The sequence below is a fragment of the Acetobacter orientalis genome, assembly GCF_000963965.1.
In the GTDB taxonomy this organism is placed as follows: Bacteria; Pseudomonadota; Alphaproteobacteria; order Acetobacterales; family Acetobacteraceae; genus Acetobacter; species Acetobacter orientalis.
In genome coordinates this window covers 17,686-33,563 of sequence record NZ_BAMX01000039.1, presented here as the reverse complement: position 1 = coordinate 33,563, position 15,878 = coordinate 17,686, and the positions used below count along the sequence as shown (strand labels likewise).

Below are 15,878 nucleotides of genomic sequence, written 5' to 3'. Positions count from 1 at the left end.
AAAGTGTGAGGAGAGACGTAAATGGCTATTTTGCGCTGGGTTCTAATTTTTCTGATTTTAGCACTTCTTGCCTCCCTTTTCGGGTTTGGTGGGGCAGCGGCCAGTTTTGCCGGTGTTGCTAAAATTCTGGTGTTTGTGTTTGTTGTGTTGTTGGTTATCAGCTTCTTTTTTGGGCGTTCTCCCTAAAACAACAACGCATATTAAGTCATTTTCTAAAACGCGGGGTTACAGGCCCCGCGTTTTTTTATGGTTATATTTGCAAGCAATACGCAATTGCATCTTTTAAAGTCATTGCCTACACTGGCGCCGTTCAAAAGGCGCTGTGCCTGTGTAGGAAAGTAAAGCGGATGCTGGTTTGCATACCTGATGTCTTAACACCAGATGAAGTGGCATATTGCCGTAAAGTGCTAGATGGCGCTGGCTGGGTAGATGGTAAAGTGACCGCAGGTGAGCAGTCGGCTAAAGCAAAATATAACCTGCAAGTTCCAGAACATTCAGATGAAAGCAAGGAACTTGGCCAGATTGTGCTTAAGGCTCTGGGCCGTAACCCAACCTTTACAAGTGCAGCCTTGCCGTTACGTGTGTACCCACCCCTTTTTAACAGATACGACAAGGGCATGAATTTTCATGCCCATGTTGATAACGCCATTAGAGCTTTACCCGGCACAGGGTTTCGTATTCGCACAGATGTATCCAGCACGCTGTTTTTAAGCGACCCAGAAGATTATGATGGGGGTGAACTGGTTATTCAGGACACATATGGCACGCAAACCGTTAAGCTGCCTGCCGGGCATATGGTTGTGTACCCCTCTACCAGCTTACATTCGGTAAACCCCGTTACACGCGGGAGCCGGTGGGCATCATTTTTCTGGTCGCAGTCGCTTGTGAAAGACGATAGTAAGCGCGCCTTGCTTTATAATTTCGACCTCTCGATTATTGAGACGCGCAAGGCCTTGCCAGATGACCACCCCGCAGTGCTGGGGCTTACAGCCACGTACCATAATTTGGTGCGGCAATGGGCTGAAATATAATCTGTGGGGGGTAAATGCCCCCACATGTTCATTAAGGGGCAGATGCTGGGGTTGTGTTTACAAAGCCTTTATCGTTTTTAAAGAGTCTGTTTTTTGTAACACTTTCTTCAAACGCGCTAAACTTATTTTCTAAGGTCATTTGTAAGCGTGCTTTATCACTATTTTTGAGAAAATTGGTGCAGGTCGTGCTGGCCTTTTGGGTGCAGGCGGGTGTGAGTGTGCCGTGTTGCCATAGGCTTGCACCGGGTAGAAACGCATAGGTTAGCCCATTGCGGGAGAGTGTTTTTAGCTCTTGGTAGGTGAGGGGCCATGTTGTGGCTGCCCGGTAATAGTCTTGCGTTAGGTCTGCGCGCGATACGCCTTCATCATCTGTAGACAAAGCAAGCGGCACACCTGCCCGCCAATACAGTGCAAAGGGGTGTTCTTTACCTTTTACGTTTAAAATCAGGTCGTTACTGGTCAGGTTAATTTCAACCAGAATATTGTTTTTTGCCATTGTTTGCAAAAGGGTAGGGGCGTTTTTTTCCCATATTATATCAATGCCGTGGCCAATGCGCTTGGCCCCTGCCACGTTAACCGCGGCCTCAATATGGTGCTCAAGCCCTTCTGGCGGTACAAGGCCCGGTACTAGCTCACCCGCATGCAGGCTTAGTTTTACATCGGGGTAGAGTGCGCCAAGGGTTTTAAACATACGCATGTGTAGGTCGTAATCGCGCATGGCTATGGTGTTGTCTTCTGGGGCAACAAAATTGAGCCCGACAAACCGTGGGTCTGCCTGCACAACATTATACCCGGTATAGAGTTGGGAGAACACAGCCGGGGGCGGTAAAACACGCACGGTTTGGTAAAGATAGCGTACCGTAACATGGCAACCGGGGTGGGCTTGTGGTGTGCCGCACTGTAGCAGGGTGTTAGCACGTGCCTCCATATCGTCAGTTTCTTGTTTTACGGCCTGTAAAAGGTTGGGTAGGTCTTTTTGTAAGTTGGCTATGGCGGCTTGAAAATTTTCGTCTTCTAATGGGTGTTTACCACCTGCGGCAATGAGTTGGCCAAGAGCGGGAGAAACCATAAGCTCTAGGTAGGTAATATGTTCATTGGCGGCGCGGTCTAGGGCTTCGGCTAGGCTGTCGCCGCTATGTTTGCTGGTTAAGGCGGCAAACTTGTCAAACGTTGCAAAAAAATGGTCGTGGCCAGAGCGGTCTTGTGCTGTGGGCACAAAGTCCCGCATAGACAGGGCATCTATCATGGCTGTTGTGGTGGTAGCATTGTGGGGCAAAGCTGTGGCTGGCAGTTGGCTTTGCTGCTCTGGCTTGGTGCAGGCATTTGGTAAAATGCTGTTTGTTTCTGTGTTTACACATAGGCCATCTTGGGCGGCCCATTTCAGGTAGCTTTCTGCATAAATGGCCCCTACCAGATGGTTATGTAAATCTGCCCCTTTAGGAAACTGGCGCAAGAAAAGAGTTAAGCGCTCTGGGTCTGTGCGCAGGGCTGTGTAAAGCTGTGCGGTGGCTTGCTCTGGTGTAAGTGGCGCCCCTATGACGTTAAGGGGCACAGCAAAAAGGGCACTGGCAAGCACAACAGAGCGCAAAAGCATGAGACGTATCCTGAACAAGAAGCTGTCTGCCTTCTTAGCAGAAACTAGCAGGCTCAGGCGTACAGAAAAGCGGTGCGGCGCTCGTGTTATTTGTGGCTTACCGGGCAAGGGGCTGTGTGGTTGCGTAGCACGGTGCCCATGGCGGCATCGTGCGGTAGGGTCGCGCCGTAACGGGCGGTGTAGCGGGCGGCAAAGGCTTCTCGCTCTAGGCGTTCGCAATAATCTAGGTAGCGAATAAGGGCGCGTTCTGCGCGCTGTGTGGCTCCATAAATACGCTTGTAATGGTGCCAGAGCTTTAAGGCGTTAACAGACCAAGCATCGTAACTATGTTCGTGTAGGCGCTGCCTAATGCTGGGGGGGAGCTGGTCAAAAGCGGCCCACTCATTGCCCTCGTAACGGTGCCAAATTTCGTGGCGGGGGGTACGTTCGTTGGAGTGCTGAATGCGAGTGGGCATGGCGCGTCCTTGGTTTTGTTACGGTAGGCTCTTGCGCTCTGGAAAGAGAGTAGTGGGTATTATTATGATATAACATAACTATAAATCAAGGCGCCTATTAGGCTCAGTCTGGGGGGCGTACTTTCATGTGTGTTTCTACAGAGGTGCTCCAGCCCATTAAGCTGGCCATAGAGGGGGTGTTTGCTTTATGCGGCATACAGCGCAGGCCGTATGAGCGCGGCAGGGCGAGTTTACTAAAAGGGACGCACCACAGCTTATGTTAACCCGGCTTTTTCCTGTTTGGGCACTTCTGGTATCTGGCCTAGCTGTGGCTGTGCCAACAGTTTTTAGTGTTTTTACACCGGCCATTATGCCTTTGCTGGCATTTGTTATGTTTACTATGGGGGTGTCTCTTACCCCGGCAGATTTTTGGCGTGTAGCGCGTAGGCCCGGGCCGGTTTTGGCGGGGGTTGGGCTGCATTATTTGGTTATGCCCTTTGGAGCTTGGCTTATTGCGCACTTACTGGCTATGTCGCCCGCTCTTACAACCGGCATGGTGTTGGTAGGCTGTGTTTCAAGCGGTACAGCCTCTAACGTTATGATCTACCTCTCCAAAGGCGATGTGGCGCTGTCTGTCAGTATCAGCGCGTTTTCTACACTGGTGGGTATTGTTGCAACACCTGTTTTAACCCGTTTTTATAGTGCCGCTACTGTAGCGGTCGATAGCTGGGGGCTGTTTTACAGTATTGTTACTCTGGTTGCTTTGCCTGTGCTGGCAGGTGTTGTGCTTAATATGTTTTGTGGGCGTATGGTAAAACGTGTTGAGCCAGCCCTGCCTTTTGTGGCTATGGCGTCTATTTTGCTTATTATTGGTTGTATTGTAGCGGGTGTAAAACCTTCGCTTGCAGCCGTGGGGCCAGTGCTGTTGCTGGGGGTTGTGCTGCACAATGCCCTTGGTTTGCTAGGCGGTTACTGGGGTGGCCGCCTGTTAGGGTTTGAAGAAAGCGTGTGCCGCACTCTAGCCTTAGAGGTTGGTATGCAAAACTCAGGTCTGGCGGCAACATTGGGGCGTTTATATTTCTCGCCGCTTGCAGCGTTGCCGGGGGCTGTTTTTTCAATATGGCATAATATTTCAGGTTCTTTTTTAGCCTCGTACTGGTCACATAAGCCAGTCAACGGGCAAAAGCAGGGGTAATAAAAAACGCCCGGCATAAGCGTGCCGGGCGTTAAAAAGCAGAGTGTAAAACGCGCTTGTTTGTTATAAAGCCTTGCGAAATTCTTCTACTTTTTCTGGGGTAACGTGGGCATCTCCGCTGCCGTAGGTGGCAGTGAGGTAGTTTGTGAGTTTAGCAATTTCGCTATTGCTCAGGCGCTGCACGTCTGAGTGGCTGTCAAAGCCGGGCATACCTGCGTGGCCATCTTTGGTGTTGCGGTTAACACCGTGCAAAATGGTCATAACCAGGTTATCTGGCCGCATACTGCCTACAGTAGAGTTTGCAAACAGAGAGGGCGCATACTGGTCTAGCGTTCCTGCGCCATTATGGCCGTGGCAGGCAGAGCAGTTGGCATCATAAATATGCGGGCCATCCATTTCGCTTAGGTCATCTATGCGGGTTGGCTCTTTGGTGCGCAGGTCTGGGGTGTCTTGTGCGGCCCCAAAACTGTCACGCGGTTTGTGCTCAAGGTCATCTTCCATTGCGGGTACTTGTAAAACGTAGGCCGCAATGGCGTGCAGGTCTTTATCGGTTAGTTTGCTGGTGCTGTGCTCTACTGCTTCCCCCATAGGGCCAGCGGCTTGGGCGTGGCCTTTTAGGCGGCCTGTGCGTAGGTAAGCCACAAGGTCATCTTCAGACCATGTGCCAATGCCACTGGTTTTGGATGAGGTGACGTTAGGCGCGTACCATGCCCCCAAAGAGGCCCCAGCAAGGAAGTGATCCTGCTTTTCGCTGAGCATAAAATTACGCGGTGTGTGGCAGGTGCCGCAATGTTCCAGCGCTGTGGTAAGGTAACGGCCTCGGCGCATGGGGTCATACGTTGCGGAATCTCCCGTTTCTGGCTGCTCTTTTGTGGTTACAAAATTCCACGCTGCCATAGCACTGCGCATATTAGCCGGAAAGCTCAGCTCTGTTGGTTTGGGTTGCGTAGCAACGGGCTTAACGCTGTCTTTAAACCATAGATAGAGCGCGTGTACGTCTTGGTCTGTCATACCTGCGTAAGAAACATAGGGCATAACAGGGTACAGATAGGCACCATCACGGCGCACACCGTGGCGCACGGCTTGGTCAAACTCTTGCTCGGTATAAGCACCAATACCGTGCTCAGGGTCTGGGGTAATGTTTGTTGAGATCACATCGCCCATAGGCGTGCTAATTTTTAACCCACCTGCATAAGGTATGCCGCCGGGTTTGGTATGGCAGGCCACGCAGTCTGCTGCGGTGGCAATATAGGCACCGCGTTCAAGCGTTGCGGCATCGGCACCGGTTGTTGCAGCCTGTGCTGGTGCTGGTGCTGGTGCTGGTGTGTCTGCCGTAGGAGCTTCGGCTTTAGGGGGTGTTGCCGTAGCTGGGGTAGAGGGGGCAGCCGGTGGGGTATTGGGCGCAGTGCCTTGCGCTTGCGCAGGCATAGCGGCGAGTGCACCAATAAGCGCACTCGAGCCGAACAGAGTGTACACACCCTTTATAAGAGAAGACATGAAAGTATTAGGCATGGACAAGCTCTTTTTTCAGCGTGTCGGCCACACGCAGGGCAAGGGCAGCAACAGTTAGGGTAATGTTGCCGGTACCAACGGTAGAAAAAACAGAGGAGCTGGCAATAAACAGGTTCTCATGGTCGTGGGTACGGCAAAAGCCATCAACCACAGAATCTTTGGGGTCTGTGCCCATAATGGTGCTGCCAGAGGGGTGGTCTTGCGGGAAGTAGCCCGGTGTCCACTGTTCATCTGTGCCATGCATAAGGCCAATAAGGTCTTTAAAAACACCGCGTGTGTGCTCACAACTTTTAACGGTATAGTCTGGCAGTTTATAGTAAACATCTGGGTGCGGAATGCCCAGAATATCTTTGTTGGTTTTGCTTAGTGTCAGGCGGTTTTCTGGGTCTGGCAAGGCTTCGTTATGGCTAAACAGGCGTACAGTATGGGCAGCCAGATACCGTATTTGCTCTTCCAAGTCTTTCCCGACATAGCCTTTAGAAATGGCAAGCTGTGTTGCAAGGTCAACTTGGTTGTCATCAACCATGTGCACAAGGTAGGCCCCACGCTCAGAGCGCCAGCTTCCATCACGGAAATTGTCAATCACGTTGGTTTCAAGCGGGCCGCGGCCCGGCCAGAGCGCTTTATCACCACTAATAAAGGTAACCTGCACACCGGTATGGTCCATCATGTTACGGCCAACATGGCCAGAACTGTTGGCAACACCATTGGGGCTTTGGTCATCTGCTGAAACCAAGAGCAGTTTTGCGGTTTCAATACAGTGGGCGGCAATAACAAAATATTTGCCTGTTACGCGGTGCGAGCCTTTATCGGGGTCCATATAATGTACGGCAGTTACGCGTTTGTTCGCACTGTCGCGCTCTATACGGTACACGACCGCATTGGGCACAAATTTAGCCCCGGCGGCTTCTGCATGGTAAACTGAATACCCGCCATTATACATGGCCCCAATGGGGCAAATAGGCATGCAGTTATTATGGCCTTCACAGGTTGGCCGGTTATCATATGGGCGCGTGTTACGGGCTTGTGGCTCGTGCACAACGCGGTAGGGTGTTTTTTCGTTAATAAGTTTACGGAATTGCTGCGCCGCGTACGAAATTGGCAGCGCTTCCATAGGGTAGGGTTGCTTGCGCGGAGAGCCGAGGTCTTCTTTTGCGGGGTCTGGGCCGCATACGCCCATCATCACCTCAGCCTGATAATAAAATGGCTCTAGGTCATCGTAGCTTAGCGCCCAGTCGCGGCCTTGGCCGTAGCGGGTTTTTAGCTCAAAGTCTGATGGGAGATAGCGCCAAGCGCACCCGGCCCAATGCCATGTGGTGCCACCCATCATACGTAAATAAACCTGCTGGTAGGCCTCTGCATTGGGGCCGCTTGTGTGCAGGTACTCGTTAGGGGTCATCTGGTTTGGGGGGTGGCGCGCCCACGGCACAGCCGGGAAAGGCCCTTGGTAAGAAGGCTTGTTTTCCAAATTACGGAAGTTATCTACAAAATGCTGGCGGTCTACACGCGGGCCAGCTTCAAGCACAATAACGGAAATACCAGCACGAGCCAGTTCGTTAGCGATAGAGCTGCCAGCCACGCCGGACCCTACGATCACGACATCGGCAGAGAGAGTTTGTTCTGAAGACATGGGGCTTGGGTAATCCTGCGCTCTTAGGTCGGTTCAATAACGAACGGGGAGGGCGTAAGTGCGGGTTTGCCTGTGGGGCGCGCCACTTCGGGCGGTTTGCTCACCCAATAAAAGGGGCCGCCTGTGGCGTAGGTTTTGGGGTAAACTGCATCTTTCGTGATGTCGAACATCAGGGCAGAGCGATAAACAACAACTTTGCCATCTGCCACGCCGCGGTACCAGCCTGCCAGAATGTCATGAATAACCTCTTTCAGGCTTGGGTCTTCATGCTCTGCAGCGCGGGCAAACTCTGCTGCGCTGGTGGGCTTGCTGTTTTCGAGCAAGGTGGCGAGCGCCTGAATTTTGGCTTGTCGGTCTGGGTTAGCATGCACAATGCCAACATATAGGGCAGTGCCAATGCGGCTATCTAGCGTTGTGCGGTCGGTTAAGCGTTCAGAGACCGCCATAAAACGACCTACTTCGCCGCTTTGCGCTGCCGTTTGGGCAGTTTGTGCCTGAGCTGATGAAAAAAGACCAGCGACCGAAAGGCCAAGGCCACCCATAAGGGCGTCGCGTCGGGCCATGCGCATAAGGCGGTTTAAGCGCATGGCGTTGGGCGTAGCACACCATTCCGCCGGTGGGAGACCGTTGCGGTCTTGTTGCATAAGCCTATGTCCTTACAAATTCAGGCTCTGCACGTCAGGCTGCGTGCAGAGAGGTGGGGGGCGATAAAGGTATAAAACTTACAGTATAACTATATTGGTAACGTTTTAGGCCGTGCTTGCCAAACTTTTGTGGCACAGAACAGGGTGATGCCTGAAACATGCCTTATTTTGCTTTTACGATGAAAGGTGTGCCAAATGCCTTTTAAGAACAGCGTTATTGGCTATCATTTGGGTTGTTGGCTTTATAGGCTGCATTTAGAGCGGCCAGCATGGCATCGTTCGGGTTACCAAAAGGCATTTGGTAAAGTTTTTGCCCTATGCGTGAAGAAAACAGACCCCACGCCTGCTTGCCATCTTCAGATAAAATAACATCAAACTGGTTTTGTGCGCAGTTATGCGGCTCGCACAAATGGCCAACGCGGTAGGTTTTACCAGCAATAATTTGGGGCATGGTGGGGGTAGAGGTGCCTTGCCCGGTGCTTACCCAGCCCGGCAACGTGGCCATGCTACGGTAGGCTTTGCTGTATTTTGGGTTTTGCGCCATGTCAGACACGTAAGAGGAAAGGTTTACGGTCTGCTCTGGCTTTTTTTGTGGGGCAGCGTGTGCGGCAAAAGGTACAAGTAAAGTGCACGCAAATGCTGCTTTTGAAAAATACTGCATGATACCTTTAACCCTACATTATTTTGGTTAAATAACACGTAGGCAAAAAGTGCGGCAGCAATAGGACACGAAGCTAAATGCAAACTTAAAATTTTGCGGTATAACTAGTGTTTTAATTTTAAGAGGAAGGGTGGTGCACCCGAAGAGACTCGAACTCCTAACCCCCAGATTCGTAGTCTGGTGCTCTATCCAGTTGAGCTACGGGTGCGCCTTGAGGCGGTTTGTAGTGCAGGGTTGGGGTACCTGACAACCCCCTTTTTTCATTTTTTTGAAATTTTTTATCAGTCGGCCCCAATAAAGTTTTTCCAAGCCCGGCTTTCCGGCCTTTTTAGGGTAATATGCGCCCGGCATTCTGGGGTGCCATAAACCCCTTCAAAGGTGTCTCCTACTGGGTGGGCCTCAAAAACCATTGGCAGGGGTTTGTGGTTTGCGTCTTCCATCATTAGGTCTGCATGGTAATGCTGCGTGGCTTTGTTGGGTGTGCCACGTAGAATAAGGGCGCCGGTCTCAGGGGCAAAAACCATATGCTTGGGTGTAATCTGCATAAGAGAGGGTGTATTAACCGGGCAGTTGTGCCCTTTGTCGGCCACCAAGGTGCCAATCCAGTCACCGTATGGGTCATCTGCGGCGGCGGCACCGCACAGCAGCCCTAGCCCTATAATACAGGTGCCCCCGGTTAAACGGCCCAAAAGAGTTTTGTGAAAGCCTGCCAGAACAGCCATCATATAAAGTGTGCTCCTGAATTACCTTGCAACCATTGTCTTAAATGTAGGGTGTAAGCAGGGCCACAGGAAGGCCACATAATGGCATTGTAAGCTTAAGAACCTTAATATTTGGGTGACGGCGCGGCCCTGCCGCTTTATATGCGCAGTTTGATTGTGCTGTTTCTCTTGCCGAGCAGCCCCCCTGACCTGACTATGCCGCTCCGGCGCTGACCAGAAAGACCAGTAGCCATGTCCGTTGAGACCTCCACGCCCGCAGCTTCCATCGCGCTGGATGAAGCCCTGCATCAGGATCGTATTCTGATTCTGGATTTTGGGAGCCAGGTGACCCAGCTTATTGCGCGCCGTGTGCGTGAAAGCGGTGTTTATTGCGAAATCTGGCCCTTTACAGCCACGGCTGAGCGTATTCGCGCTTTTGCGCCGCGCGGCATTATTCTTTCTGGTGGCCCAGCAAGTGTGACCACAGCAGACTCACCACGCGTGCCAGAGGTTGTGTTTGAACTGGCTATACCTGTGCTGGGCATTTGTTATGGCCAGCAGGCTATGTGCTTGCAGCTTGGTGGTCGCGTTGAAAGTTCTGACCACCGCGAATTTGGCCGCGCTTTTGTTGATATTGTAGAAGACTGTGCTCTGTTCCGTGGTGCATGGGCACGCGGTGGCCGCGAGCAGGTCTGGATGAGCCACGGTGACCGCGTAACCGAACTCCCCCCCGGCTTCCGTATTGTGGCTGTGAGTGAGGGCGCACCTTACGCTGTTATTGCTGATGAAGGCCGCCGCCTGTACGGGGTACAGTTTCACCCAGAAGTGGTGCATACGCCCCACGGCGCCGCATTGTTGCGCAACTTTACGCATAATGTGGCGGGTTGCTCTGGCACATGGACAATGGCTGGTTTCCGCGAAATGGAAATTGCCCGCATTCGGGAGCAGGTGGGCACAGGCCGCGTTATTTGTGGTCTTTCAGGCGGGGTCGATTCTTCTGTTGCCGCAGTGTTGATACATGAAGCCATTGGCGACCAGCTAACCTGTATTTTTGTTGACCACGGCATGCTACGTGCAGGCGAAGCACAAGAGGTTGTTGAAACCTTCCGTGGCCGCTTTAACATTCAGCTCGTACACCGCGATGCCTCTGACCTGTTCTTAAAAGAACTAGCAGGCGTCACAGACCCCGAAATTAAACGCAAAACCATTGGGCGTTTGTTTGTTGAGGTGTTTGAAGAAGAAGCGACCAAACTGGGTGGCGCACAGTTTTTGGCACAGGGTACGCTCTACCCAGATGTGATTGAGAGTGTCAGCTTTACAGGTGGCCCTTCTGTTACCATCAAGTCTCACCACAATGTGGGTGGCCTGCCAGAGCGCATGAATATGAAGCTGGTTGAGCCGCTGCGTGAACTGTTTAAAGACGAAGTGCGTGACCTTGGCCGTGAGTTGGATATTCCGGAAGCCATTGTTGGCCGCCACCCCTTTCCGGGGCCGGGGCTGGCTATTCGTATTCCGAGCTCTGACATCACGCGGGAAAAACTCGATCTGCTACGCCGTGTTGACAGTATCTTCCTTGAAGAAATTCGTGCAGCCGGGTTGTACGATGCCATTTGGCAGGCATTTGCCGTGCTTCTGCCTGTGCGCACCGTGGGTGTAATGGGGGACGGCCGTACCTACGACCAAGCCTGCGCCCTGCGTGCTGTAACCAGCACAGACGGCATGACAGCAGAAATTTACCCCTTTGACTTCAACTTCCTTAACCGTGTTGCGGGCCGCATCGTTAACGAAGTACGCGGCATTAACCGCGTAACCTACGACATTACGTCTAAACCACCCGGCACGATTGAGTGGGAGTGATTGTTCAATATTCATTTTCCTAGGTTATGGAAGCTTACAGCATTATATTATGTGAGCTCCCATAACGGTTTAATTATTTGGTGCCTTAAGTTGATATAATTTCACAATAAATGCATTATATGCTTTTATTTCATTTCTGTTAATATGCTCAGGTTCTGTTTGACTGTTCGGGTTGAGAGGCCTGTATTATAATGAATAATCCTACTGTTTGTGTCATAATTCCCTACTATAATGGATCGAAGTACATAGAACGCTCTGCGAATAGTGTTTTAGCTCAAACAATAGTCCCCAATGAGTTTTTGGTTGTAGATGATGGATCATCAATTGAGGAAAGCGAAAAACTAAAATATATATCCGAAAAATTAGGTTTTAAGGTTTTACGTAAAGAAAATGGAGGCCAAGGGTCAGCGAGAAATTTTGGTGTAGAAAATACAACTTCTGATTTTATATCTTTTCTTGATCAAGATGATTTCTATTTGGAAAATCATATTGAAATTTTGTTATCTGGTATTGAAAAAAAAGATCCACATTTTGGTTGGGTTTATGCAGACTTGGCTGAGGCTGATGAGGATGGTAATATTATTAGATGGGAAACTGTTAAGCATCACAGTAGTCATCCTAAGCGTTTTATTAATGATCTGATAGGTAATGATATGCATATTTTACCCTCAGCATCATTGATAAATCGGGTAGCCTTTAAAAGCGTTGGGGGGTTTGACCCGCAATTTACAGGTTATGAAGATGATGATCTTTTTCTTCGTATGTTTAGAAAAGGGTATAAAAATTATTTTTTAGATCAAGCTGTAACTGTATGGTGCATTAATAATAACAGTACTTCTTACAGTATAAAAATGAGTAGAAGTCGTTTAAAATATTTCAAAAAATTAGTAAGTTTTTTTCCAGATGAGCCAGATAAAGCTCGATATTACATGAAAGATTTAATTTTCAATAGGTTTAATTCACAGTTCATTGGTGAGGCATTTCGTTCTATTTGTACATCTAATACACCTCAAAGTAAAAAAATGTCACAACATAAGAACGAATTAGTTGACATTGCAAATCAATATATAAAAGTAATGTTAAATAATAAATATCTACCATTAAAAATAAAAATAAAAATATTTTTGCAAAGAGAGCTTATAAATACGAAATCAAAATATATTTTAACTTTTTGTTACTTTGTGTATAGAAAAATAGTAAAATAAAACATTCACTATTTATGCGTGCTTCATAATTTTGGAATTATGAGGCATGCAGTTATTACTGTATATATTCAGGAAATATAATTATTGAGGTAATGAGTTCGCAACGCTCATAAGTAGTTGTCCTAGCTCAGTTTTAATCATTTTCTGTGCATGGTTACGTAGCTGCGTTGCATCAATAAAGCCCATGCGAAAAGCTACTTCAGCTGGAGAGCCTACTAGCATTCCTTGGCGTGCTTGTATGGTATGCACAAATTGCCCTGCTTCTAATAAGCTATCTGGTAAGCCAGCGTCCAACCAAGCACAGCCACGGCCCAAGCGGTCGACGTGCAGGGAGCCTTCTTCTAGGTAAAAACGGTTGAGGTCGGTAATTTCTAATTCGCCACGTGCTGAGGGTTTTAGACGTTTGGCAAAGTCTAAAACACGGTGGTCGTAAAAATACAGTCCGGTTACAGCCCAATTTGAAGCAGGAGCACTGGGTTTTTCAACGATGCTTAAAGCGCGTCCATTTTTATCAAAAGAAACAACGCCATAGCGTTCTGGGTCGCGTACTTGGTAAGCAAAGACAGTAGCGCCTGCGGTACGTTGTGCAGCATGGTGCAGAGTTTTGTTTAACTCGTCTGCAAAAATCAAATTATCTCCCAAGGCAAGGGCGCAGGGAGCATCTTGCAACCAATCTTCAGCAATAAGAAACGCTTGGGCAATACCGTCAGGTGTAGGCTGGGTGCGGTAGGTAAAGTGTACACCAAACTGGGAGCCATCTCCTAGTAGCCGTTTAAACTGTGGTAAGTCGGCCGGGGTGCTTATAATCATAATATCACGAATGCCCGCTTGCATGAGCGTAGACAGTGGATAGTAGATCATGGGTTTGTCGTAGACAGGCAGCAATTGTTTACTGGTTGCTAATGTCATGGGGTGCAACCGTGTGCCAGACCCGCCAGCTAAAAGAATGCCTTTCATGGGGGTGGAAGCGGGTTTGTTTGTCATGGTTTGGTGGTTCTTAAACGGTGGCCAGTGTAGCGGTTAGCACGAATGGCCTCCCACCATGTGCGGTTTTGTAAATACCACTCCAGTGTACGCCGTATACCGGCTGTAAAATTGTGTTTTGCTTTCCAACTTAATGCGTGTTCTGCATGTGTGGGGTCTATCTCATAACGAAAGTCGTGCCCGGGCCGGTCTGTTACAAAGCGTATGAGGTTTGTGCGTGGGCCGTTTGGTGTTGGCGCTAATTCATCTAAAATTGTGCAAATGGTTGTGACAACATCAAGGTTAGTGCGAGGTTGGCGTGCGCCTATGGCGTAGGTTTCACCCGCTTTACCGTGTTCAATGGCTTTAACCAAAGCCTCTGCATGGTCTTCTACAAACAACCAGTCTCTTACGTTTTCACCTGTGCCGTAAACAGGCAGCTCTTTTTCTTCAATCGCATTAATAGTGACTAAGGGTATGAGTTTTTCAGGGAAGTGCCACGGGCCATAATTATTTGTGGTGTTGGTCACAAAAGTTGGCAAACCGTAGGTATGGTACCACGCACGCACAAGATGGTCAGATGCCGCTTTGCTGGCGGAATACGGGCTGCGTGGGTCGTAAGCTGTTGTTTCAGTAAAAGGTGGGTCGTTAGGTTGTAAGGCTCCAAAAACTTCGTCTGTAGAAATGTGATGGAACTTGAATGCGTCACGGTCTATTTTATCGAGGGTAAGCCAGTATTTGCGGGCGGCCTCCAAAAGCGTATAGGTGCCGACCATATTTGTTTGGATAAAAATGCTTGGCCCATCAATAGAGCGGTCAACATGGCTTTCTGCCGCAAGGTGCATGACCGCGTGCGGGCGGAATGTTTCGAATAAATGCTCTAGCGCATTGCTGTCGGTAATATCGGTTTTAGAAAAACGATAGCGTTCATTGGTGGCCACGCTTTCGATCGTTGCAGCAGAAGCAGCGTAGGTCATGGCATCTATATTGAGGATAGTATGATTTGTTGAATGGATAATGTGACGAATGACAGCAGAGCCAATAAAGCCACACCCACCAGTTAACAATATGCGCAAAAGTGCAGCCCTTATCCATCGTTGCCAAAAAAATTTGCAGTAATTATACGCTCATATAGTTTTCATGGGAATGCTTTTAAGAGCAAAATGTTACAATTTAATTAATTACAAAAAATTCACTTAAATGCAACGGAATGTTGAAAATTTAACGGCTTACGAATTATGAATGAAGTTTATGAATTTTTATTATCGTTAAATTATGTGAAAACCATAAAAATCACAGGAAGTATACTTTCTTGCAATTTTTATGGCTTGATAGAGTGGTTGTGAAAGCAGAATGGAGCGTGAAGTCAGACCCTTATTTATCCAACCACGGAGCGATAGGCAGGTTTTTGCTGCGTAGGAATTCGGGGTTGAAGAGTTTGGACTGGTAACGCGCACCTCCGTCGCATAGAATGGTCACAATGCGGTGGCCTGGGCCGAGCTTGCGGGCGGTGCGAATGGCAGAGGCTACGTTAATGCCAGAAGAACCGCCAACAGAAAGCCCTTCATCAATAAGAAGGCTGTAGATAATGTCTAGTGCCTCAGGGTCTGGAATGCGCTCAGCATCATCAATTGGGGCGCCATCAAGGTTGGCTGTTACGCGAGACTGGCCAATACCTTCGGTAATGGAAGACCCCTGTACGGACAGGTCGTTACTTTTAACCCACCCATATAGGCCAGAGCCTTCGGGGTCTGCTAAGACAATGTGTGGGGCTTTTACCGCTGCTTTTTGAGCGGCATCGTGTAGGCCAAGGGCAATGCCTGCCAAAGTGCCACCTGTACCACAGGCGCAGGTAAAGGCGTCTAGTTTGCCATCAAGTTGCTGCCAGATTTCAGGGGCGGTAGTGTGGCGGTGGCCTTCGCGGTTGGCAAGGTTGTCAAACTGGTTTGCCCACACATACCCGCCTTCTTCTGCCAAACGGCGGGAGACATGCACGTAATTGCCGGGGTCTTTATACGGTTTAGCAGGTACTAGCCGTAGGTCGGCCCCAATCATACGCAGAAAATCTATTTTTTCGCGGCTTTGGGTTTCGGGCATAACAATGATACACCGGTAACCGCGAGCATTTGCCACAAGTGTTAGGCCAATGCCGGTATTGCCAGCCGTGCCTTCAACCAATGTACCACCGGGTTTAAGCAGGCCCTTGCGCTCTGCATCTTCAATAATTGCCAAAGCTGCCCGGTCTTTAACGGATCCGCCGGGGTTCATGAATTCCGCTTTACCGTAAATTTCGCAGCCGGTTGCTTCTGATGCTTTGCGCAAGCGAATAAGCGGGGTGCCCCCAACGGCTGCTGGCATATCTGTCGAGAAAGATGTCCAGCCGGGCAGGGGGGCAGAAAGTGGGCTTTTGGTCATCTCGTTGCACCTTATTATGGGGTTAGGGTGGGCTTA

At 49.5% G+C, this 15,878-nt stretch carries 15 protein-coding genes and 1 tRNA gene; 5 read left to right on the top strand and 11 right to left on the bottom strand.

The features are described 5' to 3' along the window. Nucleotides 1-21: 21 nt before the first annotated feature. Together Abor_RS12275 and Abor_RS12270 are read left to right on the top strand one after the other, a co-directional pair. Nucleotides 22-186 carry a DUF1328 family protein gene (locus Abor_RS12275; RefSeq protein ID WP_048842188.1) on the top strand — a complete coding sequence of 55 codons (165 nt, stop codon included), beginning with the start codon at nt 22-24 and terminating at the stop codon, nt 184-186. A 161-nt stretch (nt 187-347) separates the two neighbouring features. Next, on the top strand, nt 348-1,031 hold the full coding sequence (locus Abor_RS12270) for a Fe2+-dependent dioxygenase (RefSeq protein ID WP_048842187.1): 684 nt from the start codon (nt 348-350) through the stop codon (nt 1,029-1,031). 31 nt (nt 1,032-1,062) lie between these two features. On the opposite strand, the gene Abor_RS12265 is transcribed toward Abor_RS12270, so the two are convergent. Together Abor_RS12265 and Abor_RS12260 are read right to left on the bottom strand one after the other, a co-directional pair. Continuing rightward, nucleotides 1,063-2,625 (bottom strand): adenosine deaminase family protein, encoded by a 1,563-nt coding sequence (locus tag Abor_RS12265; protein ID WP_084594525.1) that lies wholly within the window; start codon nt 2,623-2,625, stop codon nt 1,063-1,065. Between the two features lie 86 nt (nt 2,626-2,711). Next, the gene (locus tag Abor_RS12260) at nt 2,712-3,080 is read right to left on the bottom strand and encodes a DUF6525 family protein (protein ID WP_048842186.1); all 369 of its coding nucleotides are present in this window, start codon (nt 3,078-3,080) and stop codon (nt 2,712-2,714) included. A 256-nt stretch (nt 3,081-3,336) separates the two neighbouring features. Between Abor_RS12260 and panS the strand changes: the two genes are divergently transcribed. Beyond that, nucleotides 3,337-4,254 (top strand): ketopantoate/pantoate/pantothenate transporter PanS, encoded by a 918-nt coding sequence (gene panS, locus Abor_RS12255; protein ID WP_048842185.1) that lies wholly within the window; start codon nt 3,337-3,339, stop codon nt 4,252-4,254. Nucleotides 4,255-4,317: 63 nt separating this feature from the next. Here the strand turns inward: panS and Abor_RS12250 are convergent, their stop codons facing one another. The 6 genes from Abor_RS12250 to Abor_RS12225 all read right to left on the bottom strand — a co-directional run bounded on the left by Abor_RS12250 (nt 4,318) and on the right by Abor_RS12225 (nt 9,426). Beyond that, a complete protein-coding gene (locus tag Abor_RS12250) occupies nt 4,318-5,766 on the bottom strand; it encodes a c-type cytochrome (protein WP_048842184.1) in 1,449 nt (482 codons plus the stop codon). Beyond that, a complete protein-coding gene (locus Abor_RS12245) occupies nt 5,759-7,396 on the bottom strand; it encodes a GMC family oxidoreductase (RefSeq protein ID WP_048842183.1) in 1,638 nt (545 codons plus the stop codon). Before Abor_RS12245 ends, Abor_RS12250 begins: the two co-directional genes overlap by 8 nt. 23 nt (nt 7,397-7,419) lie before the next feature. Then, on the bottom strand, nt 7,420-8,040 hold the full coding sequence (locus Abor_RS12240; protein WP_048842182.1) for a sorbitol dehydrogenase family protein: 621 nt from the start codon (nt 8,038-8,040) through the stop codon (nt 7,420-7,422). A 214-nt stretch (nt 8,041-8,254) separates the two neighbouring features. Then, the gene (locus tag Abor_RS12235; protein WP_048842181.1) at nt 8,255-8,701 is read right to left on the bottom strand and encodes an Ivy family c-type lysozyme inhibitor; all 447 of its coding nucleotides are present in this window, start codon (nt 8,699-8,701) and stop codon (nt 8,255-8,257) included. A 131-nt stretch (nt 8,702-8,832) separates the two neighbouring features. Then, a tRNA-Arg gene (locus Abor_RS12230) sits at nt 8,833-8,909 on the bottom strand. A gap of 73 nt (nt 8,910-8,982) precedes the next feature. Continuing rightward, nucleotides 8,983-9,426 carry a hypothetical protein gene (locus tag Abor_RS12225; RefSeq protein WP_232015183.1) on the bottom strand — a complete coding sequence of 148 codons (444 nt, stop codon included), beginning with the start codon at nt 9,424-9,426 and terminating at the stop codon, nt 8,983-8,985. Between the two features lie 228 nt (nt 9,427-9,654). On the opposite strand from Abor_RS12225, the gene guaA reads away from it, so the two are divergent. Beyond that, nucleotides 9,655-11,259 carry a glutamine-hydrolyzing GMP synthase gene (gene guaA, locus Abor_RS12220; RefSeq protein ID WP_048842180.1) on the top strand — a complete coding sequence of 535 codons (1,605 nt, stop codon included), beginning with the start codon at nt 9,655-9,657 and terminating at the stop codon, nt 11,257-11,259. Nucleotides 11,260-11,450: 191 nt separating this feature from the next. Then, nucleotides 11,451-12,464, top strand: a complete 1,014-nt coding sequence (locus Abor_RS12215) for a glycosyltransferase family 2 protein (protein ID WP_048842179.1) — start codon at nt 11,451-11,453, stop codon at nt 12,462-12,464. 81 nt (nt 12,465-12,545) lie between these two features. On the opposite strand, the gene rfbA is transcribed toward Abor_RS12215, so the two are convergent. The 3 genes from rfbA to Abor_RS12200 form a co-directional block, all read right to left on the bottom strand. Then, the gene (gene rfbA / locus Abor_RS12210; protein WP_048842178.1) at nt 12,546-13,448 is read right to left on the bottom strand and encodes a glucose-1-phosphate thymidylyltransferase RfbA; all 903 of its coding nucleotides are present in this window, start codon (nt 13,446-13,448) and stop codon (nt 12,546-12,548) included. Continuing rightward, nucleotides 13,445-14,503: a dTDP-glucose 4,6-dehydratase gene (gene rfbB, locus Abor_RS12205; RefSeq protein WP_048842177.1), complete on the bottom strand. Its 1,059-nt coding sequence runs from the start codon at nt 14,501-14,503 to the stop codon at nt 13,445-13,447. Before rfbB ends, rfbA begins: the two co-directional genes overlap by 4 nt. Before the next feature lie 298 nt (nt 14,504-14,801). Next, complete coding sequence (locus Abor_RS12200; RefSeq protein WP_048842176.1) at nt 14,802-15,842, bottom strand: cysteine synthase A; 1,041 nt, start codon at nt 15,840-15,842, stop codon at nt 14,802-14,804. Between the last annotated feature and the right edge of the window lie 36 nt (nt 15,843-15,878).

What these genes read in the sequence shown, in the direction of transcription:
- Abor_RS12275 (WP_048842188.1), top strand. Translation starts at nt 22, where the DNA reads ATGGCTATTTTGCGCTGGGTTCTAATTTTTCTGATTTTAGCACTTCTT.
- Abor_RS12245 (WP_048842183.1), bottom strand. Translation starts at nt 7,396, where the DNA reads ATGTCTTCAGAACAAACTCTCTCTGCCGATGTCGTGATCGTAGGGTCC.
- guaA (WP_048842180.1), top strand. Translation starts at nt 9,655, where the DNA reads ATGTCCGTTGAGACCTCCACGCCCGCAGCTTCCATCGCGCTGGATGAA.
- Abor_RS12250 (WP_048842184.1), bottom strand. Translation starts at nt 5,766, where the DNA reads ATGCCTAATACTTTCATGTCTTCTCTTATAAAGGGTGTGTACACTCTG.
- Abor_RS12240 (WP_048842182.1), bottom strand. Translation starts at nt 8,040, where the DNA reads ATGCAACAAGACCGCAACGGTCTCCCACCGGCGGAATGGTGTGCTACG.
- Abor_RS12260 (WP_048842186.1), bottom strand. Translation starts at nt 3,080, where the DNA reads ATGCCCACTCGCATTCAGCACTCCAACGAACGTACCCCCCGCCACGAA.
- rfbA (WP_048842178.1), bottom strand. Translation starts at nt 13,448, where the DNA reads ATGACAAACAAACCCGCTTCCACCCCCATGAAAGGCATTCTTTTAGCT.
- Abor_RS12200 (WP_048842176.1), bottom strand. Translation starts at nt 15,842, where the DNA reads ATGACCAAAAGCCCACTTTCTGCCCCCCTGCCCGGCTGGACATCTTTC.
- Abor_RS12270 (WP_048842187.1), top strand. Translation starts at nt 348, where the DNA reads ATGCTGGTTTGCATACCTGATGTCTTAACACCAGATGAAGTGGCATAT.
- panS (WP_048842185.1), top strand. Translation starts at nt 3,337, where the DNA reads ATGTTAACCCGGCTTTTTCCTGTTTGGGCACTTCTGGTATCTGGCCTA.
- Abor_RS12265 (WP_084594525.1), bottom strand. Translation starts at nt 2,625, where the DNA reads ATGCTTTTGCGCTCTGTTGTGCTTGCCAGTGCCCTTTTTGCTGTGCCC.
- Abor_RS12225 (WP_232015183.1), bottom strand. Translation starts at nt 9,426, where the DNA reads ATGATGGCTGTTCTGGCAGGCTTTCACAAAACTCTTTTGGGCCGTTTA.
- Abor_RS12235 (WP_048842181.1), bottom strand. Translation starts at nt 8,701, where the DNA reads ATGCAGTATTTTTCAAAAGCAGCATTTGCGTGCACTTTACTTGTACCT.
- Abor_RS12215 (WP_048842179.1), top strand. Translation starts at nt 11,451, where the DNA reads ATGAATAATCCTACTGTTTGTGTCATAATTCCCTACTATAATGGATCG.